This is a genomic window from Amycolatopsis orientalis (assembly GCF_000943515.2).
Lineage (GTDB): Bacteria > Actinomycetota > Actinomycetes > Mycobacteriales > Pseudonocardiaceae > Amycolatopsis > Amycolatopsis orientalis.
In genome coordinates this window covers 7,953,042-7,979,358 of the sequence record NZ_CP016174.1, presented here as the reverse complement: position 1 = coordinate 7,979,358, position 26,317 = coordinate 7,953,042, and the positions used below count along the sequence as shown (strand labels likewise).

21 protein-coding genes are annotated in these 26,317 nt (G+C 69.2%); 9 read left to right on the top strand and 12 right to left on the bottom strand.

Annotation, left to right across the window (positions count from 1 at the left end; all coding sequences use genetic code 11):
- Positions 1-80: 80 nt before the first annotated feature.
- Positions 81-1,286, top strand: coding sequence for a PP2C family protein-serine/threonine phosphatase (locus SD37_RS34515; RefSeq protein ID WP_044856287.1), 1,206 nt, complete (start codon positions 81-83; stop codon positions 1,284-1,286).
- 1 nt (position 1,287) lies between these two features.
- Here SD37_RS34515 and SD37_RS34510 read toward each other — a convergent pair whose 3' ends face one another.
- Positions 1,288-1,857, bottom strand: a complete 570-nt coding sequence (locus SD37_RS34510) for a YdeI/OmpD-associated family protein (protein ID WP_044856286.1) — start codon at positions 1,855-1,857, stop codon at positions 1,288-1,290.
- 91 nt (positions 1,858-1,948) lie between these two features.
- On the opposite strand from SD37_RS34510, the gene SD37_RS34505 reads away from it, so the two are divergent.
- A complete protein-coding gene (locus tag SD37_RS34505; protein WP_044856285.1) occupies positions 1,949-2,308 on the top strand; it encodes an arsenate reductase family protein in 360 nt (119 codons plus the stop codon).
- A gap of 64 nt (positions 2,309-2,372) precedes the next feature.
- Here the strand turns inward: SD37_RS34505 and SD37_RS34500 are convergent, their stop codons facing one another.
- Positions 2,373-3,593, bottom strand: a complete 1,221-nt coding sequence (locus SD37_RS34500) for an MFS transporter (RefSeq protein WP_201788859.1) — start codon at positions 3,591-3,593, stop codon at positions 2,373-2,375.
- A gap of 73 nt (positions 3,594-3,666) precedes the next feature.
- Between SD37_RS34500 and SD37_RS34495 the strand changes: the two genes are divergently transcribed.
- A complete protein-coding gene (locus SD37_RS34495; RefSeq protein ID WP_044856284.1) occupies positions 3,667-4,215 on the top strand; it encodes an ArsR/SmtB family transcription factor in 549 nt (182 codons plus the stop codon).
- A gap of 64 nt (positions 4,216-4,279) precedes the next feature.
- On the opposite strand, the gene SD37_RS34490 is transcribed toward SD37_RS34495, so the two are convergent.
- Positions 4,280-5,437: an epoxide hydrolase family protein gene (locus SD37_RS34490; protein WP_044856283.1), complete on the bottom strand. Its 1,158-nt coding sequence runs from the start codon at positions 5,435-5,437 to the stop codon at positions 4,280-4,282.
- Between the two features lie 61 nt (positions 5,438-5,498).
- On the opposite strand from SD37_RS34490, the gene SD37_RS34485 reads away from it, so the two are divergent.
- Positions 5,499-6,458: a helix-turn-helix transcriptional regulator gene (locus tag SD37_RS34485; RefSeq protein ID WP_044856282.1), complete on the top strand. Its 960-nt coding sequence runs from the start codon at positions 5,499-5,501 to the stop codon at positions 6,456-6,458.
- A gap of 62 nt (positions 6,459-6,520) precedes the next feature.
- On the opposite strand, the gene SD37_RS34480 is transcribed toward SD37_RS34485, so the two are convergent.
- Positions 6,521-8,182: an alkaline phosphatase family protein gene (locus tag SD37_RS34480; RefSeq protein WP_044856281.1), complete on the bottom strand. Its 1,662-nt coding sequence runs from the start codon at positions 8,180-8,182 to the stop codon at positions 6,521-6,523.
- 63 nt (positions 8,183-8,245) lie between these two features.
- The gene (locus tag SD37_RS34475) at positions 8,246-9,391 is read right to left on the bottom strand and encodes an RsbRD N-terminal domain-containing protein (RefSeq protein WP_044856280.1); all 1,146 of its coding nucleotides are present in this window, start codon (positions 9,389-9,391) and stop codon (positions 8,246-8,248) included.
- Between the two features lie 145 nt (positions 9,392-9,536).
- On the opposite strand from SD37_RS34475, the gene SD37_RS34470 reads away from it, so the two are divergent.
- Genes SD37_RS34470 through htpG form a run of 3 tightly spaced genes read left to right on the top strand, consistent with a single transcriptional unit; the run spans position 9,537 to position 14,312 of the window.
- Complete coding sequence (locus SD37_RS34470; RefSeq protein ID WP_044856279.1) at positions 9,537-10,778, top strand: YncE family protein; 1,242 nt, start codon at positions 9,537-9,539, stop codon at positions 10,776-10,778.
- Between the two features lie 52 nt (positions 10,779-10,830).
- A complete protein-coding gene (locus SD37_RS34465) occupies positions 10,831-12,417 on the top strand; it encodes an alkaline phosphatase D family protein (RefSeq protein WP_044856278.1) in 1,587 nt (528 codons plus the stop codon).
- Positions 12,418-12,446: 29 nt separating this feature from the next.
- On the top strand, positions 12,447-14,312 hold the full coding sequence (gene htpG, locus SD37_RS34460; protein WP_044856277.1) for a molecular chaperone HtpG: 1,866 nt from the start codon (positions 12,447-12,449) through the stop codon (positions 14,310-14,312).
- A gap of 376 nt (positions 14,313-14,688) precedes the next feature.
- Here htpG and SD37_RS34455 read toward each other — a convergent pair whose 3' ends face one another.
- From SD37_RS34455 to SD37_RS34445, 3 genes are read right to left on the bottom strand one after another with little or no spacing between them, the layout of a single operon-like run.
- Complete coding sequence (locus tag SD37_RS34455) at positions 14,689-16,728, bottom strand: iron ABC transporter permease (RefSeq protein WP_065913042.1); 2,040 nt, start codon at positions 16,726-16,728, stop codon at positions 14,689-14,691.
- Entirely contained in the window at positions 16,728-17,702 is a 975-nt protein-coding gene (locus SD37_RS34450) for an ABC transporter substrate-binding protein (protein WP_044856275.1), read from the bottom strand. Before SD37_RS34450 ends, SD37_RS34455 begins: the two co-directional genes overlap by 1 nt.
- A gap of 17 nt (positions 17,703-17,719) precedes the next feature.
- Positions 17,720-18,535 (bottom strand): ABC transporter ATP-binding protein, encoded by an 816-nt coding sequence (locus SD37_RS34445; protein WP_044856274.1) that lies wholly within the window; start codon positions 18,533-18,535, stop codon positions 17,720-17,722.
- 148 nt (positions 18,536-18,683) lie between these two features.
- On the opposite strand from SD37_RS34445, the gene SD37_RS34440 reads away from it, so the two are divergent.
- Positions 18,684-19,850, top strand: a complete 1,167-nt coding sequence (locus SD37_RS34440) for a PucR family transcriptional regulator (protein ID WP_044856273.1) — start codon at positions 18,684-18,686, stop codon at positions 19,848-19,850.
- A 112-nt stretch (positions 19,851-19,962) separates the two neighbouring features.
- Complete coding sequence (locus tag SD37_RS34435) at positions 19,963-21,585, top strand: alpha/beta hydrolase (protein ID WP_044856272.1); 1,623 nt, start codon at positions 19,963-19,965, stop codon at positions 21,583-21,585.
- A gap of 26 nt (positions 21,586-21,611) precedes the next feature.
- Here the strand turns inward: SD37_RS34435 and SD37_RS34430 are convergent, their stop codons facing one another.
- From SD37_RS34430 to SD37_RS34415, 4 genes are read right to left on the bottom strand one after another with little or no spacing between them, the layout of a single operon-like run.
- Positions 21,612-22,505, bottom strand: coding sequence for a metal ABC transporter permease (locus SD37_RS34430; protein WP_044856271.1), 894 nt, complete (start codon positions 22,503-22,505; stop codon positions 21,612-21,614).
- Entirely contained in the window at positions 22,502-23,245 is a 744-nt protein-coding gene (locus SD37_RS34425) for a metal ABC transporter ATP-binding protein (protein ID WP_044856270.1), read from the bottom strand. Before SD37_RS34425 ends, SD37_RS34430 begins: the two co-directional genes overlap by 4 nt.
- Positions 23,242-24,156 carry a metal ABC transporter substrate-binding protein gene (locus tag SD37_RS34420; protein WP_044856269.1) on the bottom strand — a complete coding sequence of 305 codons (915 nt, stop codon included), beginning with the start codon at positions 24,154-24,156 and terminating at the stop codon, positions 23,242-23,244. The genes SD37_RS34425 and SD37_RS34420 overlap by 4 nt, the downstream gene beginning before the upstream one ends.
- A 48-nt stretch (positions 24,157-24,204) precedes the next feature.
- Positions 24,205-26,304 carry a (Fe-S)-binding protein gene (locus tag SD37_RS34415; RefSeq protein ID WP_044856268.1) on the bottom strand — a complete coding sequence of 700 codons (2,100 nt, stop codon included), beginning with the start codon at positions 26,302-26,304 and terminating at the stop codon, positions 24,205-24,207.
- Positions 26,305-26,317: the final 13 nt, after the last annotated feature.

Sequence of the window (26,317 nt, the reverse complement as noted above, 5' to 3'; positions counted from 1 at the left end):
GGCCCTGCTTTCGGGGGGTTCGTGGCGGACGGGCGGCGGGCTGGACGACAGGGGGAGAGCGGACTGGCTAGGCTCAGCCCATGTCCGAGACTTCGACGGCCGACGACCGGCTCCAGGTGCTCGAAGCCATCACCGACACCGCTTTGGCCAACCTCGGCCCGGGCAAGGTGATCGCGACGATCCTCGACCGGGTGCGTGAGGTATTCGGGGTCGACACCGCCACCGTGCTCCAGCACGAGCCGGAGGCGCAGGTGCTGCACGCCATCGCCGCCTCGGGGATCGAAGAGGAAGTCTTCCAGGACGTCCGGGTCCCCATCGGCGCGGGTTTCGCCGGCCGGGTGGCCGCGGAACGGATCCCGGTGGTCCTCGACCAGGTCGACGAGACCACCGTGGTGAACGCGCTCCTGCGGGAGCGCGGTCTCCGCGCCATGCTCGGCGTGCCGATGCTTTCCGGCGACGAGCTGGTCGGTGTGCTGCACGTCGGCTCGGTGACGCCGCGTGAGTTCGTCGAGGCCGACGTCGAATTGCTGCGACTGGTGGCCGCGCGGCTCGCGCTGGCTGTCCAGCTCGACGTCTCCGCCTCCGATCGCGCGGCCGCGGCGGCGCTCCAGCGGAGTCTCCTGCCGGGGCGGCTGCCGACCGTCACCGGAATGCAGTTCGGCGCGCGGTACGTGCCGGGTACCGAACCCGGGGTCGGCGGTGACTGGTACGACCTGTTCACCCTGCCGGGTGACCGCTTCGGCATCGTGATGGGCGACGTCGCCGGGCACGGTCTCAACGCCGCCGTGATCATGGGGCGGCTGCGCAGCGCGCTTCGCGCCTACGCCCTCGAATCGGACGACCCGGCGGAGGTGCTGACCAGACTGGACCGGAAGGTTCACCATTTCGAGCCGGGGGCGCTGGCCACCGTCGTGTACGGGCTGATGCCGGCTTCGCGCGACAGCATGGCGATCTCGCTGGCCGGCCATCTGCCCCCGGTGCTCGCGGTGCCCGGCCGCCCGTCGGTGTTCGTCGACGTCCCGGTCGACCCGCCCATCGGCGTCATGGGGCCGAAGCGCCGAAGAACAGTCGTGGACCTGCCGCCCGGCGGCTTGATCGCCCTTTACACCGACGGCCTCGTCGAGCGCCGGGATCACCTGATCGACGTCGGGCTGCAGCGGCTCGCCGACGTGGTCACCGCCGACCAGCCGGGCGCGGTGTGCGCGCGGGTGATGGCCGCGCTCGTCGGCACGACGGCCGCGCAGGACGACATCGCCCTCCTCGTCGCCAGGCGCGAGAGGAAGTGACTCACCGGACCGGGTGGTTCGCGCGGCGGTTCACGGCCGCGAGTTCGACGGTCCTGTCGATCCGCCGCGCCCGGGTCTCCGGCCTCTTCGCCGTCAGGATCCATTCCAGGATCAGCCTTTTCGACGAGGGCGGGAACTTCTCGAAATGGGTGCGGGCGGCCTCGTCGGCGTCCAGCCGGACCCGCAGATCCTCGGGGACGCCTTCTCCGTCGGGCACGACCTGCCAGCGGCCCTTCTCCTTCGCCAGCTCGATCATCGCCTGGCCCCGCGCGGTCATCTGCCCCTCGGCGATCAGGCGGGCGGCCCGTTCGCGGTTGACCCGGCTCCACGAACTCCGGGGATCGCGCGGGGTGAACCGCAGCCGGGAGCTGGTGGCGTCGTTCTTGCGGTGCAGTCCGTCGATCCAGCCGAAGCACAGCGCCTGCTCCATCGCCTCGTGGATGCGGATGCCGGGGATCCCGCTGTCCTTGTGCGGGATGATCAGCCAGACCTCTTTCTCGCTGCCGGCGTTCTCCGCCAGCCAGGCACGCCATTCGGCGGGGGTGGTGGCGGTGAAGGTGGTCTCGTCCATGACCGGGTTCCTCTCGTCGCAGGAGTCTGGGTTCATCATCGGAAGCAAAGTGCTCATCGACTGAGCACTTTTCGAGGAGAGGTGGTCCGAGATGGAGATCTGGGTGAACCCGGCGTGCACCAAATGCCGGTCGGCGGTGTCGATGCTGGACGAGGCCGGGGCCGAGTACACCGTGCGGAAGTACCTGGAGGAACCACCGACGGCGAAGGAACTGAAGGCCGTCCTCAAGCGGCTCGGGCTCGAGCCGTGGGACATCACCCGCACCGCCGAGGCGATCGCGAAGGAACTCGGGCTGAAGACCTGGGGCCGTAAACCCGCTGACCGCGATCGGTGGATCGACGCGCTGGTCAGCCATCCGAAGCTGATCCAGCGGCCGATCATCACCGCGGACGACGGCACGACGGTCGTCGCGCGGACGCCGGAGGCCGTCCAGTCCGTTCTTCCCGGTTGAGGGGTCAGGGCACGAACCGCAGGATGGCGCCGACGCCCTCGGGCAGCCCTCCAGGATCGTCGGTTCATTGCCGATCTTCGGATACCCGCGAGGTCCGGGATGAATCATGGAGCGCACGCAGGCCCGGCAGCAGCGCCAGGATCACCGCCGCCGTCATCGCGAACACCGGCCGCAGGCCCACGGCTTCGGCGAGCAGCCCGCCCGCCGCGCTCCCCAGCGGTTTGGTGCCCCACGCGACGAGCCGGTGCGCGCTGGTGCCCCGGCCCAGCAGGTGGTCCGGGATGATCCGCTGCCGCAGGGAGACGACGATGACGTTCCACACCACGACTCCCGCGCCCCCGGCGAAGAACGCCACGCCGATCACGTACGGATTCGTGGTCACCGCGGGGATCCCGACGAGTACGGCGCCGGTGAGCAGGCTGAGGACCAGCGCCCCGGTGCGGCCGAGGGCGCGCTCGATCCACTCGGCCACGAACGAGGCGGCGAAACTGCCCGCGGCGACGACGGCCAGCAGGAAGCCGTAGGCCTGGTCCGTCAGGCCCATCGGTGACGACGGGCCCACCGCGTAGAGCACGAAGAGGGTGAACATCGCGCTCGTGGCGAAGTTGAACCCGCCGATCATGATCGCCGTGACCCGGAGAAACCGGTTCTTCGCAAGGAAACGCAGTCCTGCGGTGAGATCTTCGCGCACGCTCGTCTTCTGGGTCCTTTCGACGCGGAACGATCCCGGGACGAAGAAGAGCGCGCCGATCGCGACGAGCCAGAGCGCCGAGGGGACCGCGAACGCGGCGAATGCGCCCGCGGCCACGAGGAAACCGCCGAGCGGCGGCCCCGCGAACTCGTTGGCGGTGAGTTCGGCGGCGTAGAGGCGGCTGTTGGCCCGCGTCAGCCTGTCGCGGCCGACGACCTGGGGCAGGATCGCCTGCGCGGCCGTGTCGTGGACCGTTTCGGCGAACCCGAGTCCCAGCGCGACCGCGTAAAGCAGCCAGATCGACCCGAAGCCGAGTGCGATCGCCACCGCGAGTACGGCGAGCAGGCCCGCGCGGAGCACGTTCGCGGTGAGCATGGCGCGACGGCGGTCGACGCGGTCGACGAGAACCCCGGCGTGCAGGGCCGATACCAGCCACGGCAGGGACAGGGCGAACGCCAGTCCCGCGATGAGCGCCGGTGAGCGGGTGAACTGGACGGCCACCAGGCTGAGCGCGACCTTGACGATCCCGTCGGCCAGATTCGACAGGCCCGACGAACTCCACAGCCGCCAGTAGGCGGTCCCCAGTGAGGTCACCCGATCGAGGATCGCACATCGATTGAGAAAACTCCATCGATGACTGTTCTCTCCATCGGTCTAGGCTGGCGGGATGGACGATCAGCTCGCGGCGAGGATCGCGGACCGGCGGCGTGAGGCGACGGCGCGTGAAGCCAAGGCGCTCGGCCATCCGTTGCGGCTGCGCGTCCTGCGGCTCTGCGGTGAGCGGGAGCTGACCAACAAGGAACTCGCCGAGCGGCTCGGCAAGGATCCGGGCACGGTGCTGTACCACGTGCGGCAGCTGGTCGAGGCCGGTCTGCTGGAGCAGGCGCCGGTGCGGACCGGTGCGAGCGGCGCGCTGGAGAAGCCGTACCGCGGCGCGGGCAAGAGCTGGTGGCTGAACGGACCGTTGAACGACGAGGACGAGGACACCCGGTTCGGGCCGATCGTGGCGTTCCAGGACGAACTCCGCGAGGCGGGGCCCGGTTCGGTGCGGATCGTCGAGCGGTTCGCGCTGCACCTCTCGCCCGAGGAGGTCACCGAACTCGACAACCGCATCCTCGACATCCTCGACGAGTACGTGGCCACCGACCACCAGCGGCTCGACCGGCCACTGCTGAACGGGATCTTCCTGCTGCACAGCCTGGCCGAAGACTCGTGAGTGGTAATGACGGTTAGAACCGTCACTACCACTCACGAGGCCGTGGGCACCTGCGTTTACTGGGTCACGCCAGCTTGCTGAAGAACTCCCGGATGTCGCCCAGCAGGAGGTCCGGAGCGTCCTGAGTCGCCCAGTGGCTGCCGCGGTCGAATTCCTGCCAGGACACGATGTTCGCGTGGTCCCGGTCGGCGAATCGCCGCAGCGGCCGGAAGTCGTAGGCGAAGCTCGCCAGGCCGGTCGGCGCCGTCGTCGGCTCGGCGGGGTGCTCGGCGTGCTTGTCTTCGTAGTAGAACCGCGCCGCCGAAGCCGCGGTGTTGGTGAGCCAGTACAGCGTGGCGTTGGTGAGGACGTGGTCGTCGTTCGTGCCCGCCAGCAGCTGCGCGCTCCAGGCCAGCTGCCCGGTCGGCGAATCGGCCAGCGCGTGCGCGAGGTTCTGCGGCGCGCTCTCCTGGAGTTTCGCGTAGCCCGACATGTTGTCGTTGAAGTGCTGCAGGAACTGCAGGTACTCCAGTTCCTGCTCCGTCATGCCCTCGAACTCGGCCGGGTCACCGCTCGGGAACGAGAACAGCTGCGTGACGTGCACGCCGATCACGTGCTCCGGGTCGACGCGGCCGACCTCGGGGGCGACGAACGAACCGGCGTCGTTCCCGTGCGTGCCATAGCGTTCGTAGCCCAGCCGGCGCATCAGCTCGGCCCACGCCTTCGCCGTGCGGTAGCGGTTCCAGCCCTTTTCGTGGGTGGGACCGGAGAAGCCGAACCCGGGCAGCGACGGGATCACCACGTGGAAGGCGTTCGCCGCGTCGTCGCCGTGCGAGCGCGGGTCGGTCAGCCGGTCGATCAGGTCGAGGTACTCGAAGACCGAGTTCGGCCAGCCGTGGGTGAGGATCAGCGGCGTCGCGTCCGGTTCCGGCGAGCGGACGTGCAGGAAGTGAATCCGTTGTCCATCAATGACTGTCGTGAACTGCGGGTACGCGTTGAGCTTCGCCTCCCACGCACGCCAGTCGTAGCCATCGCGCCAGTAGGCGACCAGTCGCTGCACGTATTCGAGGGGCACGCCGTACTCCCAGCCCGGCGTGACCGGTCCGCGCTGCACCCCGTCGGTCACCTGGTCGGCGGGCAGCTCGTTCGCCCAGCGGACTCTGGCGAGGCGGTCGGCCAGGTCGTCGAGGTCGGCCTGGGGGATGTCGATGCGGAAGGGCTTGATCTCGGTGTTCTCGTTCATGAGACCAAGGTAAGGTGCCATTAGGAACACTACGTTCCTAATGAGGAGGCAGGCTCGAAGAATGTTGGAAACTTCGGCAAGACTGCTCCGTTTGCTCTCCCTCCTGCAGACTCCCCGTGACTGGACCGGCACTGAACTGGCCGAACGCCTCGAAGTGAGTGCCCGGACGATCCGCAACGACGTCGAGCGGCTGCGCGCGCTCGGCTACCCGGTGAACGCGACCCGCGGCTCCGTCGGCGGCTACCGCCTCGGCGCGGGCGCGGACCTGCCGCCGTTGCTGCTGGACGACGAGGAGGCCGTCGCCGTCGCGATCGGCCTGCGCACCGCGGCGGGCGGCACCATCGCGGGCGTCGAGGAGACGTCGTTGCGCGCGCTGGCCAAGCTGGAGCAGGTGCTGCCGTCGCGGCTGCGGCGCCGCGTGAACGCCCTGCAGGCGTACACGATCCCGGTGCCCAGGGACGATCCCGGACCACGCGTCGACGCGAAGACGCTCACCGTGCTGACGGCCGCCTGCCGCGACCACGAACAGATGCGTTTCGGCTACCGGGCCCACGACGGCTCGGAGAGCGTCCGCAAGGTGGAGCCGTATCGCCTGGTGAACTGGGGGCGCCGGTGGTACCTGGTCGCGTGGGACCTCGATCGCGGCGACTGGCGCACCTACCGCGTCGACAGGCTGACCCCGCGTGTCCCGATCGGCCCCCGGTTCACGCCGCGTGATCTCCCCGAGGACGTCACGGACCGGGTACGGCGCGGCGTCTCGTCCGCGGCGTGGCGGTATCGGGCGAAGGTCACCGTCGACGCGCCGGCGGAGGAGGTGACCGCGCGGATCAACCCGGCCGTCGGGACGGTGGAGGCGGTCGACGAGAGCACCTGCCTGCTGCACACCGGCGCCGACAGCATCGAGACGCTGGCCGTCCACTTAGGACTGCTCAACGCCCCTTTCCGGGTCACCGAACCCCCGCAGTTGGTCGACTACTTGCGCACGCTGGCCGACCGGTATCGCGACGCGACCCGCGTTTAGTCCTCTGGATGCGGGGGCTGGCGAACCCCCGATCGCGTTTAGCCCGCTAAACGCGATCGGTTTCACCGGGCGAAAGTGGTCAGGAAGCGGTCCCGGAACGCGTTCATCCGCCAGACCGGCGCGTTCCGGTCCGGGTTCAGCCCGTCCTGCCAGTTCCACGCGGCGATCCTGTCCAGTACGGCCTTGTCCCGCGTGACGACGGTGATCGGGACGTCGCGGTCCGCGCCCTCCCCGGCGACGATCGGGTTCGGCTGGTGGTCGCCGAGGAACACGAGCACCAGCTCGTCGTCCCCGTACGTCTCCACGTACGAGATCAGCGAGTTCAGCGAGTAGGCGATCGAGTCGCCGTACGCGGCCCGCACCTTCGCGGGGTCGGTGAAGACCTCCTCGGGCGTCTTCCCCTGCGAGGGCATCGGGTTGTAGACCGAGCCGTCGCCGACGGCGTTCCAGTCCACCATCCGGGGGAGCGGTGTCCACGGCCAGTGACTGGTGACGAGGTCGATTTCCGCCATCAGCGGCGGGTGGCCCGGTTTCGCGCGTTCGGCGCGCTGGAAGGCCGAAAGCGTGAACTGGTCCGGCATCGTGGCGTAGGAGAACGGCGGGCCGTGGTAGCCGATGCCGCGCGAGTCGTAGTACCGGTCGTAGCCGTAGACCTGCCCCTCCGGCCAGTCCTCGGTGTGCGCCGGGACGACGCCGACGGTCTCCCAGCCGGCCCGTTTGAACGCCCCGCCGAGGGTGAACCGGTCGGTCTTGACGAAGTCGTCGTAGCGGTGCTGGCTGTCGACCCAGACGCCGGACTGGAACGTCGAGTGCGCGAGCCAGCTGCCCGCGCTCGTCGTCGGCGACGTCAGGAACGCGCTGCGCGAGCCGTATCCGGCGGTCTTCAGCCGTGCGGTCCCGGCGTCGAGGACGGCGTCGACCTTGGGGGCGATGTCGGAGTCCTGGACGGCCACCCGTCCGTAGCTCTCGACGAAGGTGAACAGAACGTCCTTGCCGCGCAACGCGTTCAGCAGCCCGGACGGCGGAGTGCCGCGGAAGGCGTCGGCACCGACCTCCGCGGCGAACGCCTCCCGGTCGCGGATACCGGCCCGCACCTGCCGGAGGTCGTCGTAGGCGTAGGCGGCGGCGCTGCGTGACGCGAGCGGCTGCCCCGGCGCGAGCTGGACGCCGAACACCGCGCAGCCGATCCAGAGCACGCTGAGCACGGCCACCACCCGGGTCGAGGTGGTGCGGCGGCCGGCCACCACCCGGCTCAGCCGCACCATCGACAGCGCCATGAGCACGACGACCGCCACGGCCAGCAGCGCCAGCCCGAAGAACGACGCGAGCGCGCCGGTCCGGCCGATCGACGTGCCGAGCAGGTCGACGCCGTTGCCGACGACGCCCCAGTCGAACACCGGGTTGAACCGCCGGTTCAGCGCGATCCCGAAGCCGATGTCGATGGCCTTCACCACGGTCAGCAGCCCGAGGACAGTGCCCGCGGTCAGCGCGACGATCCGCCGGGCGCCGTCGCGCAGCATGAGCACCACCGCCACCCCGAGCAGCGCTTCGACCGGGAGCCGCACGAACGCCTCCGGCGTCAGCCTGTCCAGGTCGTTCGGCGCGAGCAGGGCGAACAGCACGAGGACACCTGCCAGGGTCGTCACCGCGCTGGACGCGATTTCGCGGGCGGCCGTCCGATCCCCCGGCAGGCCGACCAGAGCGGGGCGCGTGAAAACCGACAAGGCGGGTTCCTTCCAGGGTGCAGGAGCCTTCATCGGGTTACACGGACGGCGGGCGTTCCCGGTTCAGCCCGATCGCCAGGTGCGCAGCGCCCACCACCAGGCGACGGTGTGCCGCACCTGCGATCCGTCGTCGTCTTCCGGCAGGTCGAGCGACGCCCCGGTGATCTCGCCGAGCCTCCCCAGCCGGTACCGGACGGTGTTCGCGTGGACGTGCAGGGCCGCGGCCGTCTGGTCGAGCCGCCGCCCGTGGTCGAGGTAGGCCAGCGCGGTCGAGACGAGCTGTTCGTGAAAGGCGTCGCCCCGCGTCAGCGCGCCCAGCAGGGCGCCGCCGAGCAGCGCGGCGAGCCCCGGCTGGGCGGCGAGCGCGGTCTCGACGGCCAGGTCGGCCACCTCGTGCAGGCCGCGCGCCCGTTCCCGCGCGGCCGTCGGCAAAGCCATCGCGCACAGGGTGTGCATCCCGCGGACCTCGGTGAGCGGGACGGCGGGGGAGACCACCATGAGGACGTCGTCGCCGAGCGCCGACGGCGTGGGCAGCCGCGGCGCCAGCCCGGCCAGCCGCCCCTCCACCAGCCCGAAGATGCCGCCGGTCCCGCCGAGCCGCCGCTCGACCACCAGCGCCTGGTACGGATCGCCGACGTCGGAGAGCAGGCAGTGGTAGCGCCCGTCCGGGTTCAGCCCGGCGTGCGCGACCTCCTCGGCCGACGGCACCGCCGTGTCGCCGGCCAGCAACCGCCGCAGCAGACGGGCCCGGCTGTCGTGGACCGTGCGGGAGAGTTCGAGTTCGGCTTCGTGGTAGCCGGCGATCACCTGCCGTTCGAGCGCGCGGGTGTTCCGGTCGAAGTCGACCAGTGCCGCCAGCATGACGTCGTCCGGGACCCCGGCCGCCTTGCCGCGTTCGACGGCGATCTCGACCGCGCGGCTGCGGCCGGCCTGTACCCCGCGCAGCAGCGCGGCGATCGGCACGCCCTGCGCCGCCCGGTCGGCGCCGAGGACGGCCGCCGCGGCGTAGTCCTGCTCACTGGTCCCGCCCGGCCGTTCGAACGACGCGAGCCCGGCGGCGAGCACGATCGCGACGTGCCGCCGGTTCTCGTGCACCGGCAGCCGCGCCACCTCCGGCGACTCCGTGCGGGCGGCCCGGACGACCTCCTCGACGACGTCGGCGTCGGCCGCCATCGCCCGCAGCACCTCGTGCAGCAACCGGTGCGCCATCGCCACCGCCTTCCCGCGGCCGGTTGTGACCCGTGCACAACGAACGGCGCGGCCCTTGGCGACCGGCCCCTACCGAGGGTGTCCGATCGGTTGGTTTCCTGTGAGCTACCGAAAGGTAACAGGACTTCGCCGAAGGGTGCGCGTGATGCGGAAACGCCGGTTGCTGAACTTCGCCCTCGTGGCCTGCCTCGCCGTCACCGCACTGAGCTCGGTGCCAGGGACCACGGCGGCGAGTGCCGCCCTGCGGCAGGTCCTGTTCGTGGGCAACAACTGGGAGGGGACCGCGGACGTCATCCGGCCCTCCGGCGACTACGCGAAGATCGCGCGGGTCGACATGGTGCCGGACAAGGACGAGCGGCTCGCCGAGATCTACCTGAACCCGATCAAGCTCGCGTTCTTCCTCGGCATCCGCAACGGCGTCGGCGAGGGCCACGACCAGCTCGTCGACGATCTCTACACGACGCCGGACGGCCGGTCGGTCGTCGCGTCCCGCCCGAGCTTCGCCGACGTCGTCTCGATCGACCTCGCCACCGGCCGCGTCAACTGGCGCTTCCCGGTGTCGGGTTTCCGCTCCGATCACATGGCCGTCTCGCCGGACGGGCGCAGTATCGCGGTGTCCGCCTCGACGTCGAACACCGTCCACGTGCTGAACATCGACACCGGGCAGCAGCTGGGGTCGTTCAAGACCGGCGACAAACCGCACGAGAACACCTACACCGACGGCGGACGGCGGCTCTGGAACAGCTCGATCGGTGACGTGAACACCGCACTCGACGCGCCGTGGCAGGACTTCACCAAGGGCGACCGGAAGCTCACCGTCGCCGACGCGACGACCTTCCAGCAGGTCAAGGTCATCGACATGCGCCAGCGGCTGGACGCCTTCGGCCGAACCGATCTGTCCGACGCCATCCGGCCGATGGCGTTCACCCCCGACGAGTCGAAGCTGTACTTCCAGGTGTCGTTCTTCAACGGCCTCCTGGAGTACGACGTCGCCGCCGACCGCATCACCCGGTCGAAGACGCTCCCGAAGAACCCGAACACCAGTGAGGACCGGACGACCTGGGTCAACGACTCGCGGCACCACGGGCTGTCGATGAGCCCGGCGGGCGACAAGCTGTGCGTCGCCGGGACGATGGACGACTACGCGACCATCGTGGACCGCGCGACCCTGCAGGAGGCGCGGCTCGTGACGGCCGCGAAGCCGTACTGGGCGACGGTGAACGGCGACGGAAAGCATTGCGTCATCTCGGAAAGCGGGGCAGACCAGGTGACCGCGATCGACTTCGCGACCGGCGCGAAGGTGAAGTCCGTCCCGGTCGGCGACCACCCGCAGCGGATCCGGATCGGCCATGTGCCGAACGGCTGGACGGGGCCCGCGGCGCGCTGAGCACGGTCCGCTCAGCGCACGATCTTGGCTCCACTGTGGCACCGTGACGGGAATGAGTCTGCTCCTGGGTCCGTTGCTGCGCCACGTCGACGAGACGTCGGCGACGGTGTGGGTCGAGACCGGCGCCGCGAGCGAGGTCGAAGTCCTCGGCGTCACGGCGAGGACGTTCGAGATCCGGGGCCACCATTACGCCCTGCTTGTGCTGACCGGGCTCGAACCCGGCACCAGCACCGAGTACGAGGTGCGCGTGGACGGCGAAAAGGTGTGGCCGCTGGAGGATTCCGGCTTCCCGCCCAGTCGCATCAGGACGCTGCCCGCGCACGAGTCCGGGGTCCGGCTGGTGTTCGGCTCCTGCCGTAAACCGCACGACGGGGACACCTTCGGCCCGGACGCGCTGGCCGCGTACGCCCGCCGGATGGCCGAGAGCGACGAGACCGAGTGGCCGCAGGCGCTGCTGATGCTCGGCGACCAGGTCTACGCCGACGAAACCACCGATGAGACGCAGGAATGGCTGAAGCGGCGTCGCGACACCTCGAAGCCGCCCGGGACCGAGGTGACGGACTTCGAGGAGTACACCCACCTCTACCTCGAAGCCTGGGGTGAGCCGACGATCCGCTGGCTGCTCTCCACCGTGCCCACGTCGATGATCTTCGACGACCACGACGTCCGCGACGACTGGAACACCTCGCATACGTGGCGGGAGCACATGCGGGCGCAGCCGTGGTGGCAGGAGCGCCTGCGCGGGGCGATCATGTCCTACTGGGTCTATCAGCATCTCGGGAACCTGGGCCCCGCCGAACTCGCCGAGGACTCGACCTACCAGAAGGCCCTCACCTCCGGCAGGGACAACGCCGGCCTGCTCGTCGCCTACGCCGACGAAGCCGATAACGAACGCGACGGCACCAAAGGCGCGCGGTGGAGTTATCGGCGCGATTTCGGCAAGGTGCGGTTGCTGGTCATCGACAGCCGGGCGGGGCGGATCCTGGAGCCCGGCCACCGGGCGATGGTCGACGACGACGAGTTCGACTGGGTCGAGGAGAACGCCGCCGACGCCTGCGACCACCTGCTCATCGGGTCCTCGCTGCCGTGGCTGCTGCCGCCGGTCATCTCCCACCTGCAGTCCCTCAACGAACGGGCCTGCGCCCGCCCCGGGTGGCGGGGACGGCTCGCGGAGAAGATCCGGCAGGCGGGCGACCTCGAACACTGGGCGGCGTTCCGCGCGTCGTTCGACCGGCTCGCCGCGATGATCGCGCGCGAGGGACGACGGGAGGAGCCGCCCGCCACCATCGCGGTGCTCTCCGGCGACGTCCATCACGCCTACATCGCCGAGGCGCGGTACCCCGAACCGGTGACGTCGGCGGTGTACCAGCTCACCTGCTCGCCGGTGCACAACGCGATGCCGCGGCCGCTCCGGCTGGCGTTCGCCGCGACCTGGTCGGCCGGGGTGGCGTCACTCGCGCGCCGGTTTGCGGAGCGAGGCGGCGTCGAACCCGTACCTCTCGCTTGGCGAAAGACGTCGGGACCGCATTTCGGCAATGTGATCGCCACGGTCGAGACCACCGGCCGCTCCGCGGTCACGACGATCGAACAGGCCACCGGCGACGGGCTGACCGAGGTGGCCAGGCAGAGGCTGGCCTGACGCGAACCCGCGCTCGGTAATATCGCGGCGTGACCACCTCTGCCGAAACACTCGAGTTCCAGTCGGAGGCACGTCAGCTCCTGCAGCTGATGATCCACTCGATCTACTCGAACAAGGACACCTTCCTCCGGGAACTGGTGTCCAACGCCTCCGACGCACTGGACAAACTCCGCCTCGAAGCGTTCCGTGACAAGGACCTCCAGGCGGACACCGACGATCTCCACATCGAGATCGAGACCGACCCCGAAAACCGCACCCTGACCGTGCGGGACAACGGAATCGGGATGAGCCGGGACGACGTCGTTGCGCTGATCGGCACCATCGCGAAATCCGGCACCGCCGAATTCCTGAAGAAACTGAAAGAGACCAAGGATTCCGCGGCCTCGCAGGATCTGATCGGCCAATTCGGGATCGGCTTCTACGCCAGCTTCATGGTGGCCGACAAGGTCACGCTGCTGACCCGCCGCGCCGGATCGGACGAGGGCGTCCGCTGGGAGTCCGAGGGCGAAGGCACGTACACCATCGAGACGGTCCCGGACCTGCCGCAGGGCACCTCGGTCATCCTGCACCTCAAGCCCGAGGACACCGAAGACCAGCTCTTCGACTACACCTCGGCCACCAAGATCAAGCAGATCGTCAAGAAGTACTCCGACTTCATCACCTGGCCCATCCGGATGACCGAAGGCGACGAGATCGTCACGGTCAACTCGATGAAGGCGCTGTGGGCCCGCTCCTCCAGCGACGTCACCGAAGCCGAGTACAACGAGTTCTACAAGCACGTCGCGCACGACTGGAACGACCCGCTGGAGACGATCCGCCTCCAGGCCGAGGGCACCTTCGAGTACCAGGCGCTGCTGTTCCTGCCCGGCCACGCGCCGCTCGACCTGTTCATGCGGGAGCGCAAACGCGGCGTCCAGTTGTACGTGAAGCGCGTCTTCATCATGGACGACTGCGAAGCGCTGATGCCGGAGTACCTGCGCTTCGTGAAGGGCGTCGTCGACGCGCAGGACCTCTCGCTCAACGTGTCGCGCGAGATCCTGCAGCAGGACAGGCAGATCCAGCTGATCCGCCGTCGCCTGGTGAAGAAGGTCCTCTCGACCGTCAAGACCCTGATGGCCGACGAGAACCCCTACAAGTACGAGACGTTCTGGAAGGAGTTCGGCCGCGCCGTCAAGGAAGGGCTGCTGGACGACTTCGAGAACCGCACCGCGATCCTCGACATCTGCTCGTTCGCCTCGACGAACGACCCGGAGAAGCTGACGTCGCTGCGCGACTACGTCGAGCGGATGAAGGACGGCCAGGAGCACATCTACTACCTGACCGGCGAATCGCGGCAGAGCATCGAGAACTCCCCGCATCTGGAAGCCTTCAAGGCCAAGGGTTACGAGGTCCTCGTGCTCACCGACCCGATCGACGAGATGTGGGTCGACGCGGTGCCCGGCTTCGAGGAGAAGCAGTTCCAGTCGGTCGCGAAGGGCGAGGTCGAACTCGACTCCGACACCACCGACGAGCAGAAGGAGGAGTTCTCCGGGCTCCTGACCTGGCTGACGACGGCGCTCGGCGAGCAGGTCAAGGAGGTCCGGCTCTCGTCGCGGCTGACGACGTCGCCCGCCTGCATCGTCGGCGACACGAACGACGTCACCCCGACGCTGGAGAAGATGTACCGCGCGATGGGCCAGGAAATGCCGCAGATCAAGCGGATCCTGGAACTCAACCCGGGCCACCCGCTGGTCTCCGGGCTGCGGGACGCCTTCGCGAAGCAGGGCGAGAACGAGGGCCTCGCCGAGACCGCCGAACTGCTCTACGGCATGGCTCTGCTGGCCGAGGGCGGCGAACTCGCCGACCCCTCACGCTTCACCAAACTCCTCGCCACCCACCTCCAGAAAACCCTGTAGCCGTTCCGTGAAGGCCTCCTTCCCTCGGCTCAGCCGAGGGAAGGGGGCCTTCACGCGCTCGAGGCACCAGTGCCTCGCGCTGTCGAGACGCCTTCCGCCGACCGGCCCCGACCTCCCGAGCGGCTCGGACCGCCGGCCCGGACCACGCCTTCGCCCAAATGGCCACTTGCTGTGACTGGTGGCACGCAATTGTGACCGCTAGTGAGGGGTGTGTGGATTTAGAGACGTTCAACGTCTCTAAATCCACACACCCCTCAGCAGCCCTGCGACTTTGCCAGGACCCTGGCGCTAGACGCGGTGAAGGCCCCCTTCCCCGCATAAGACGCCACGAAAGGGCCCTTCACCGCATCGCATGCGGTGAAGGGCCCTTTCGGCTCTACGGCCGGGTACGCCAGAGCACCAGCACGAAGTACGGCGTCCCGACCAGCGCGATGACCAGGCCCGCCGGGATCTGCGCGGGCGCGATGACCGTCCGGCCCAGGGTGTCCGCGACGCTCACCAGCAGCGCCCCGAGCGCCGCCGCCACCGGGATCACCCGGCCGTGCCGTCCGCCGGCCAGCGACCGCGCCAGATGCGGCGCGACGAGCCCGACGAAGGCGACGACACCGATCGCGGACACCGCCGTGGCCGCCAGGATCCCGGACGCCGCCAGCACCACCAGCCGCGACCGTTCGATGCGCATCCCGAGCACTCGCGGGGTGTCCTCGTCGAGGGCGTGCAGGTCGAGTTCCCGGTGCTTCAGCCACAACAACGGCGTCAGCGCGATCAGCGACAGCGCCACGGGCGCGACCTGTTCCAGGGTGCGGCCGTAGGTCGACCCCGAGAGCCACGTCAGCGCCTTCGCCGAATTCCACGGATCGGAGACCACGATCAGCAGCGTGATCAGCGCCATCCCGGCCGACCAGACCGCGATACCGATGATCCCCAGCCGGTCCGAATCCAGCCCCGAGCGCCACGCCAGCCCGTAGACCAGCGCGAACACGACGGCCGCGCCGATTCCGGCGGCGCCCGCGATCTCCCACGCGCCGACCGCCGGGACCATGGTGATCAGCGTGATCGCGCCGAGCCCGGCGCCCGAGGTGATCCCGAGCAGACCGGGTTCGGCGAGCGGGTTGCGGCTGACCGACTGGATCCCGCAGCCGGACACCGCCAGCGCGGCACCGGCGAGCAGTGCGGCGAGAACCCGCGGAAGCCGTTGGTCCAGCACGAAAGTCAGCGCCGTGCCGGTGTTCCCGGTGACCCAGTTCGCGAGGTCGCCGAGCAGCACCACGCGGTCGCCCAGCATCAGGCCCACGACGGGCACCACGGCCAGCAGCACCACCAGCGCGACGGCGACGGCCACGAGCCGCCGCTTCGACCCGGCGACGCCGACCCGCCCCGCCGGTGCCGGACGACGTGAGCCACCGCCCCGGCCGCGGCGCGCCAGCCACACCATCACGACGGCGCCGACGATCGTGGTGACGACCCCGGTCGGCACCCGTACGGCGGCGGCCGACCCCATGACGGCCCGCAGGACGACGTCGGCGCCGAGCACCGTCACCACCCCGACCAGCCCGGACACCGGCAGCAGCACCCGGTGCTTGGCGATCGGCAGCAGCAGCCGCGTGATCACCGGCGCGCTCAGCCCGACGAAACCGACCGGCCCGGCGACGGTCACCGCCGCTGCGGTCAGCGCGACGGTCAGCAGGATCGCGCCGACCCGCGTCCGCCGTACCCGCAGGCCGAGCACGGTCGCGTTGTCGTCGCCGAGGGCGAGGACGTCGAGTTTGCGGCCCATCGCGACGAGCGCCACGACGGCGAGCACCACGATCGGCGTCATCTGCCCGGTCGCCCGCAGATCGGACACCGTCAGCGAACCGCTGCCCCAGGCGAACAGCCCGGACGTCTCCTGCTCGAACATGAGCAGCAGCAGGATGGTCACCGACTGGAGCGCCAGCATCACCGCCGAACCGACGAGCACCAGCCGGGGACTCGCCGAACCACCGCCCGCCAGGCCCAGCACGATCACGGCCGCGGCGAGCCCACCGGCGAACGCCGCCCCGCCCACCGGCACGAGCGGCAGCGAAAGCCCGAACGCGGAAATGGCCATGACGGCGAAATGCGCGCCCGCGTTGACCGCGAGCGTGTCGGGTGAGGCGAGCGGATTCCGCGCCACGGACTGCATTCCCGCCCCCGCGACCCCCAGCGCGACGCCCAGCAGCAACGCGGCGAGCAGCCGGGGGACGCGCGAACCCTCCAGTACCGCGAGGGTCTGCGCGTCCCCGTCACCGAAGATCGCCTTCACCACGTCCAGCGGACCGGACGTCGAAGTGCCCTGGGTCAGATGGAGGCCGGCGAGGACGGCGATCAGCGCCACCAGCGCCGCCGACACCACCGCGGTGCGCACGGCTTGCGGCGCACGCAGGTCCTCGATCATCAGGCGGTGATGGCCTTCACGATCTGGTCGGCGGTGAAGGCGATCGACTTCGGGCCGCCGAAGGTCCATGTCCCGGCCTCCAGCTTGTGGATCTTCTTCGACACCACGAACGGGAGCCGCTGGTACACCGCGTTCTGCGCGAGCCCGGTGGTGAAGACGTCCTCTTCGGACGCGCTGTAGAACAGCACGGTCTTCGGGTCGGTGATCGCGGTCAGGCCCTCGACGTCGGTCTGGCCGAGGCCCCACTGCGGGTCGACCTTGCCGGTCCACACGTTCTTCAGCCCGACGGCCTCGGCGGTGTCGGAGACCAGCGAGCCCTTGCCGAACGGGCGGATGCTGACGGTGCTGCCTTCGAGGTAGCCGTCGGCCATCAGGAACGGCGTGCCCGTGGCGCCCTTGGCCTCGACGGCCTTCTTGCCCTCCGCGAGTTTGGCGTCCATTTCGGACAGTTGTTTGTCCGCTTCGGACTCCTTGCCGACCGTTTTCGCGATCAGCTTGAAGTCCTCGCGCAGCCGGTCGAAGTTCCGGCTCGCGTCACTGGATTTGGTGACCACGACGGGGACGTACTTCTCGATCTGCGGCACCAGGGTCGAGTCGCGTTCCTCGGCCATGATGACGACCTCGGGGTTCAGCCCGACGATCGCGTCGACGCTGGGTTCGTTGCGCTTGCCGACGTCCTTGACCTCGGCGGTCAGCGGGACGGCCTTGTCCCAGACGTTGTAGCCCGCGACGTCCGCGGCGCCGACCGGCATGACCCCGAGCGAGGCGACCATCTCGGCCTCGCCCCACTCCAACGCGACGACCCGCTTCGCCGGGGCCTTCAGGGTGACGGCCTTGCCGCGTGCGTCGGTCACCGTCACCGGACCGCTCGTGGCGGCGGGCTCGCCCGGCGCGGCGGCGGGGTTCTCGGTGGTGCCGCAGGCGGACAGCAGCAACGCCGCCGTCACGAGGAGGGCAGGGGGCAACACTCGCATGGTTCTTCCTGGATCTCTCAGGCGGGCCGGGGCGAATGCCGCCCGAGTGGCCTGCAGTGGACAGCACCCGTGACCGGGTCGTTCGCGACGTGGACGGTGACGCCGTAGGCCTGGGAAAGGTGCTCGGTGGTGAGCACCCGCCCGATGTCACCCGTGGCCACGATCGTTCCCTCGCTCAGCAGCACGACCTCGTCGGCGATGATCGCCGCGTGGTCGAGGTCGTGCAGCACCACGCCGACCGCGACACCCTCGTTGGCGAGATCGCGGACGACGTCGAGGATCTCGACCTGGTAGCGCAGGTCGAGATGGTTGGTCGGCTCGTCGAGCAGCAGCACCGACGTCTGCTGCGCGAGGCAGGAGGCGAGCCAGACCCGCTGGAGCTCACCGCCGGACAGTTCGTCGACACCGCGTTCGGCCATCGGCGTCACACCGGTCAGTTCCATCGCGCGGCGGATCGCGGCGGCGCCGTCGGTGTCCACCCCGCGCCAACCCGAGCGGTACGGATAACGGCCGTAGGAGACGACGTCGCGGACCGAGACCCCGCTCGGCGTGGGCCGGTGCTGGGTCAGCAATGTGACCTGACGGGCGAACTCCTTGCCGGACAACGCGTTCGTGCCCCAAACGGCACGCTCGCCGAGCCGGACGTTGCCCGCGCGGGGCTTGTGCAGCCGCGCCAGTGAACGCAGCAGCGTCGACTTGCCGGAGCCGTTCGGCCCGACCAGCGCGGTCACCGTACCGGCGCGCAGCGACAGGGACACGCCGTCCACCACGGCCCGCTCTTGGTGCGCGAGCACCAGGTCATGGCCGGTGAGCAGCGCGTCTTCCGTAGACATGAGGGCAGCCTAACCTAATGAGATAGCCCGGCCGGTGTCGTGAGTGACACAGCGCGCGGGGTGATTGTCCGGTTACCGGGAGCGCGCGATCCAGAAAACGTCCAGTCGTCGTCCGTAGCCTTCCGAGCGACGAAGGCGGGGGAGACGCATGGAAGGCCTGTACAAACTGCTGTGGGATCGCGTGGACACCAACGCCCGGCGCGCGGTCGACGTCTATCTCGGGGAGCTGCCGGATTTCCGCGTGATGGCCGAGGACGCGGCCGCCCGGACCGCGATGCTGGACTTCGCGGTCCTGCTCAGACGCCGGGAGGCCGAACTCGCCGCCGATGGCGCGGCCTTCGCCGGTGAGGATCTGGCGATGCTGACTGCTTTCGGTGAGCGACGCGGCGCACAGGGCATCTCGCTGGCTTCCGGGCGGCGCGTCCTCGATCTGCACGACGTGCTCACCCTGCGCGAGATCCACGAAGCGGCCGGGTTGCACGAGGTCACCCACGTGACCGAGATGATCGGCTGGCTGCCCGCCAACGGCCTCGCCGGGAAGAAGGCGTACCTCCAAGGGTTCCTGACCGGGCTGCAGCGTGGCTCGTCGTACGTCAAACGGGCCGCGGAACTCGCCGTGACGCTGCTCGACGACGGAGCCGCGCCTCCCGGGCTTCCGGAAAGCCTCGACATGGTCTCCACCGACAGGTACCTGATCACGGTCGTGCGGTTCTCCGGCGGCCCCCTGCCGTCGGGGGAGCGGCGTGAGGAGATCGTCGGCACGTTGCTGAAGCGCCATCGGGTGCCGATGCTCTGGCGTGAGCCCGGCGAGCTGATTGCGCTTTTCCCTTGCGTGGACCCCGAAACGACACGGCAACGCGCGTTGGGCCTGGTCCGCGAATGCGCGGAGGCGACCGGACGGCCGTGCGCCACCGGCGCGGCCACCGGACGCGTTCACGCGCTCCGGGACACCGCCACGCTGGCCCGGCGGATCAGCCGGGTCGCCCCCGTCGAGGCCAGGCCCGCCCGGCTGCCGGTGATGACCGACGTCTTCGTCGAACTCGGTGTCGCCCGGCTGCCCCCGGTCGACGACTGGCTGCGCGGGATCGCGCGGCGGCTGGAGACCGGGCCCGATCTGGTGGCCACGCTCGACGCCTACTACCGGCACGACATGAACCGGCTGCACACCGCCGCGGCGTTGCACATCCACCCGAGGACCCTGGACTACCGGTTCCGCCGGGTCCGCGAACTCGCCGGGCTGGAGCCGGGTTCGTTCCAGGGCGTGCGGGTGCTCGGCGCCGTCATCGCCAGGGTGCTCGCCGGCCGCTGGAGCTGATCTTCGCGACGACCGCCCGCGGTTTTTCCCGAATCCGCGGGCAGGCGAGTCCGTGATCCGGTATCAAGGTGCCGGTCGCGTGAGGACGCGACAGAAACTGGGGATGTAACAAATGAAGAGATTCCGTCACGCGCTGGTCGTTCCGGCCATCGCGGGCCTCATGCTGAGCGGGTTCACGCCCGCCTTCGCGACCATCGATCCGGTCGACGAAACCCTGCCGATCAACTCGACGGGAATTCCCGCGAAGTACGCCGAGCAGCCGATCAACTGGCATCCGTGCGCGGACGACGAGTTGCCGTCCAAACCGCCCGCCGGTGCGGAGAACATCCAGTGCGCGACCTACCTGACGCCGCGCGACTGGACGAACCTCGCCGACACCCGCGATCTCACCATCGCGATCAGCAGGCTGCCCGCCACCGGTACGGCGACACAATCGCTGTTCATCAACCCGGGTGGCCCTGGTGCGGCGGGGCGGATCTGGCCGGTGAAACTGCGCAACCAGCCGCGGGTGCGGGCGAATCAGGAAGTGATCGGCTTCGATCCGCGCGGCACCGGGATGAGCACGACGATCACCTGCGGTGGCGCTCTGGACAACCCCGAGTACCTCGACCCGCGTGACCGGGATCCGGCGAACCTGAGCCGCATTCTCGATGTCACGAAGGAGGCTGTCGGGCTGTGTAAAGAGCGGTCCGGCGACCTCGGGCCGTTGATCACCACCGACCAGACGATCCACGACATCGATCTGCTGCGGGTCCTGCTGAATCGGCCGAAGATCAACTGGGTCGGCTACTCGGCGGGCACCTGGATGGGCGCGTACTACGCCCAGCGCTTTCCGGAGCGGGCCGGGCGGTTCCTGCTCGACTCGCCGGTCGAGTTCACCACCACCTGGCAGAAGGCGTTCGACTGGCAGCCGATGAGCTTCGAGCGGCGCTGGCGTCAGGATTTCCTGCCGTGGATGGCGAAGTACGACAGGCTGTATCACTTCGGCACCACCGCTGACGCGGTCCGGGAGACGTTCGAACAGGTCCGCGCGAAGCTGCGAACGCGTCCGGTCGACTACGGCGGCTTGAAGGTCGGGCCGAACATCCTCGACTCGTTCGCGGCCGAAGGCATTTACGCCAAGAGCCAGTTCCACGGAACGGCGACCATGCTGGTCGACATCCGCACCCTGACCGAGCAGACCGCGTCCGCCGACGAACGGGCCGCGGCGGCGAACCGGATCTCCTCGGCGCGCCGGCACGAGGACGTGCTGATCCCGAGGCTCGGCGCGGCCGCCGCCGAGCCGTTTTCCACCGCGTTCTGGACGATCCGGTGCAACGAGGGCCCGTGGACCGGTGACCGCGACAGCGTCGTCGCGCAGTCACAGCAGTACCTCGACCGGCAGCAGACGTTGGTCGGTGGCAAGTGGATGGTCCAGCCGTGCATCTACTGGGACAAGCCGCGGCCGCCGCTGCCGGTCATCGACGGCAAGGGTGTGCCACCGGTGCTGATGCTGCATTCGGAACACGACCCGGCCACCGCGATCGAAGGAGGCAGGCGCGCGCACGCGGCCTTCGCGGGTTCCCGGATGGTCACCGTCACCGGTGAAGGCGACCATGGCCTGTACGCCACCAGCGGCGCCAACAACAACAAGACGCTGGACAGTGTCGTCCAGGACTTCCTGGCCGATGGTGTGCTGCCACCCGCGGACCTGACCGTTCCGGGGATGCCGCTTCCGGTGCCTCCCGGCGCCTGATCGTTCTATGGCAGGTGAGGCCGCCCTCAGGACAGTGGGACGTCCTGAGGGTGGCCCGCCCGCGCGGCTTCCCGCCTGCGCTTGGCCAGCCGCTTCCCGACGATCCCGTGCCGCGGCCCGAACAGGTACACGAGCGTGAACCCGGCGCCCTGCACCAGCACGATCATCCCGCCGGACGCGGTGTCGAGGTGGTAGCTCAGGTACAGCCCGGTCACCGCCGCGAGCACCGAGAACGACGGCGCGATCACGAGCATGCGGCCGAACCGGTCGGTCAGCAGGTACGCCGTCGCGCCCGGGATGATCAGCATCGCCACCACCAGGATCACGCCCACCACCTGCAGCGCCACCACCGCGGTCAGCGCGAGCAGCCCGAGCAGCGCCGCACCGAGCAGCCGCGGGTTGAAGCCGATGGCGTGCGCGTGCGTGGGATCGAAGGCGTACAAGGTGAAATCGCGGCGTTTGAGCACCAGGAGAGCCAGGGTGATGGCGCCGAGGACGCCGATCTGGATCAGGTCCGCGGTGTCGACGCCGAGCAGGTTGCCGAAGATGATGTGGTTCAGGTCGGTCTGGCTCGGCGTCACCGAGATCAGCACGAGCCCGAGCGCGAACAGCGTGGTGAACACGATGCCGATCGCGGCGTCCTCCTTGACCCGGCTGGTGTCGCGGACCACCCCGATCAGGGCCACGGCGAGGAAACCGAAGACGACGGCGCCCAGCGCGAAGGGCGCGCCGAGGATGTACGCGAGGACGACGCCGGGCAGCACCGCGTGGGAGACCGCGTCGCCCATCAGCGACCAGCCGATCAGCACCAGCCAGCAGGAGAGCACCGCGCAGACCACGGACGCGACGACCGTGGAGGCCAGTGCTCGCACCATGAAGCCGTAGTTCAGCGGTTCGAGGAGGAGGTCGTAGAGGTTCACGCGGGTTCTTCTTCCCGTCGCAGGACATCGAGTCCGAAGGCCAGCGCGAGATTCTCGGGCCGGAGCACCTCGTCGGGGGAGCCGTGCGCCAGCACCTTGCGCATGAGCAGGATCGCTTCGTCGGCGAGGCCGGGCAGCGCGTGCAGGTCGTGGGTGGAGATCAGGACGGCGGCGCCGTCGGCCGCGAGTTCCTTGAGCAGCCGCGTGATCGTGGCCTCGGACCGTTTGTCGACGCCGGCGAACGGCTCGTCGAGCAGCAGGACCCGGGCGCCCTGCGCGATCCCGCGCGCGACGAACGCGCGTTTGCGCTGACCGCCGGACAGCTGCCCGATCTGGCGGCCGGCGAGTTCGGTCAGTTCGACCCGCTCCAGCGCCTGCTCGACGGCTTCGTGGTCGGCCCGGCGCGGCCGCCGGGTGAAGCCGAGATGCCCGTAGCGGCCGGTCATCACCACGTCGCGGACCGAAAGCGGGAACGACCAGTCGACGTCCTCGCTTTGCGGCACGTAGCCGATCGCGCCGGTTTTGCGGGCCCGGGCGGGCGGACCGCCGTCGACCGACACCGTGCCGGTGTCCGGCCGGACCATCCCCATGATCGTCTTGAACAGCGTCGACTTCCCGGAGCCGTTCATCCCGACCAGCCCGCAGACGCGGCCGTGTTCGAGGGTGACATCGACACCGTCGAGCGCGAGGACCTCGCCGTAGTGGACGGTGACGTCTTCGACGCGGATCGCCGCGGTCACGGCTTCGCCCCGGTGAGCGCGGCCACGATCGTCTTCGAGTCGTGGCGGATGAGGTCGAGGTAGGTCGGCACCGGGCCTTCGGGGCCGGACAGGGAGTCGACGTAGAGGACGCCGCCGAACGCGGCACCGGTCGCGGAGACGACCTGGCGCATCGGGGCGTCGGAGACGGTCGATTCGCAGAAGACCGCGGGGACCTTGTTCTGCTTGACGAATTCGATGGCGCGGGTGATCTGCTGCGGAGTGGCCTGCTGTTCGGCGTTGACCGCCCAGATGTACCGCTCGGTGAGGCCGGTGTCGCGTGCCAGGTAGGAGAAGGCGCCTTCGCAGGTGACGAGCGCGCGCTCGTTTTTCGGCAGGCCGCTCAGCGCGCCGGTCATCTCGTCCTGCACCTGCTGCAGTTTCGCCTTGTAGGCGTCGCCGTTGGCCTTGAACACGGCGGCGTCGCCGGAGGAGATCTCGCTGAACGCCTTCACCATGTTGTCGACGTAGATTCCGACGTTCTTCGGTGACATCCAGGCGTGCGGGTTCGGTTTGCCCTGATAGGCGTCTTCGCCGATGGCGATGGGCTGGACGCCTTCGCTGACCACCTTGTGCGGCGCGTCGCTCTCGGACACGAAGCGCGCGAACCAGGCCTCCAGGTTCAGCCCGTTGTCGAGGATCAGATCGGCCTTCGCGGCCTTCTTGATGTCGTCCGGGGTGGGCTCGTAACCGTGGATCTCCGCGCCGGGCTTGGTGATCGACTCGACCCGGAGCTTGTCGCCCGCGACGTTCGAGGCGATGTCGGCCAGGACCGTGAACGTGGTCAGCACGACGGGCCTGCTGTCGCTTTGACCGGCGCTGGGGCCGCCGCACGCGGACAGCACGAGTGCCGCGGCCGCGAGCGCGCTCACGGTCTTGCCGAGATTCGCCATCCCGTGAGTCTAGAGTTCGGTGTGCCGAACTTCCAACTCGCGTGTGCCTTAAATCTCCGTGGTGGTCCGGTCGCGTTCCTTCACCGTTTCCAGCAGGAGCTGGGAGACGTCGCGCACGGTGACGTTCTCGCCACGCTGCTCGCTCTGCCGCTGGACGAGACCGTCGTTCAGCATCACGCGGCAGAACGGGCAGCCGGTGACGATGGTCTCGGCGTCCGTGCCGAGCGCCTCGTCGACGCGTTCGAGGTTGATGCGCTTGCCGATCTGCTCCTCCATCCACATCCGCGCGCCGCCGGCGCCGCAGCACAGTGAGCGGTCGCCGTGCCGGGGCATCTCGCTCAGCGTGGCGCCGGTCGCGCCGACGAGTTCGCGCGGCGGTTCGTAGACCTTGTTGTGGCGGCCGAGGTAGCAGGGGTCGTGGTAGGTCACCGGCCCGGCGTCGACCGGTTTGACCGGCGTCAGCTTGCCCGCGCGGACGAGCCGGTTCAGCAGTTGCGTGTGGTGGAGGACCTCGTAGTGCCCGTCCAGTTGCGGGTACTCGCGGCCGAGGGTGTTGAGACAGTGCGGGCAGGTGGTGACGATCTTGCGCGTGCCCGGCTCGCGGCCCTCGAACACCGCGTTCAGCGTTTCGACGGTCTGCTGCGCGAGCATCTGGAACAGGAACTCGTTGCCGGAGCGGCGGGCCGGGTCACCGGTGCAGGACTCGTCGGTACCGAGGATCGTGTACTTGACCCCGGCCAGATGCAGTAGTTCCGCGGTGGCGCGGACGGTCTTGCGGGCGTTGTCGTCGAAGGCACCGGCGCAGCCGACCCAATAGACGTACTCGACGTCGTCGGCGAGTTCGCCGTCGAAGATCGGGACCTCGAAACCGAGGTCCTTCGTCCAGGCGAGGCGGTCGGAATTGTTCTGGCCCCAAGGGTTTCCCTTGGTCTCCAGGTTCTTGAACAGCACGCCGAGTTCGCTCGGGAACGCGGATTCGATCATCACCTGATAGCGGCGCATGTCGACGACGTGGTCGACATGCTCGATGTCGACCGGGCACTGTTCGACGCACGCGCCGCAGGTGGTGCAGGACCAGAGGACGTCCGGGTCGATCACGCCGAAGTCCTCTTTGGTGCCGACGAGCGGACGCTCTTCGGGAGCTTCCTTGCCGTCGAGGATGTAGGGCGCCTTCTCGAAGAGATGGTCCCGCAGATCCATGATCAACAGCTTGGGGGACAACGGTTTCCCGGTGTTCCACGCCGGGCACTGCGACTGGCAGCGGCCGCATTCGGTGCAGGTGGCGAAGTCGAGCATGCCCTTCCAGGTGAAGTCCTCGATCTTGCCGCGACCGAAGGTGTCGTCCTCGCCGGGATCCTCGAAGTCGATCGGCTTGCCCGCCGATTCCATCGGCAGCAGCGGGCCGAGAGCGTCCGGGAGCCGTTTGGCGGTGACGTTGACCGGCGCCAGGAAGATGTGCAGGTGCTTGGAGTAGAGCACGATGGACAGGAACGCCAGCATCACGCCGATGTGCAGTAGCAGCCCCACGGTCTCCAGTGGTTCGTTGAACGCGGGCCCCAGCGGCTCCAGCAGTTCCCCGACGCCGAGGGAAACCCACGCGCCCGACTCGTACGGGAAGACGCCGACCGCCGCCGACGCGCCGCGGAAGAGGAACATCGTCCAGATCACGTTGAAGATCATGAACAGGATCAGCCAGGCACCGCCGGTGTGCGAGCCGAAAAACCGGGACGCACGGTCTTTGCGCTCCGGGGCCTGCCGGATCCGGATGACCGCGAAGACCGCGAGCGAGACGAGGACCGCGACCGCGATGAAATCCTGCAGGAAGCCCAGTGCCGCCCAGTGCCCGATGAGCGGGATGTGGAAGTCGTGGTCGAACAAGGCGCCGTACGCCTCGACGTACACCGACCCGAGGATCACGAAACCCCAGAACGTGAACAGATGCGCGAGCCCGGGAACGGACCACTTCAGCAGTTTGCGCTGCCCGAAGACCTCGGCCAGATGCGTTTTCGCGCGGACGGCCATGACGTCCGAGCGTTTCTCGTCCGGCTGGCCGGACCGGATCAGCCGGTAGAGCCAGGCGGCGCGGCGGGCGGCGAAGGCGAGACCGACGACGGTGATGAGCAGACCGAGGATGAGACGAACGAGCACGAGTCCTCCGGGG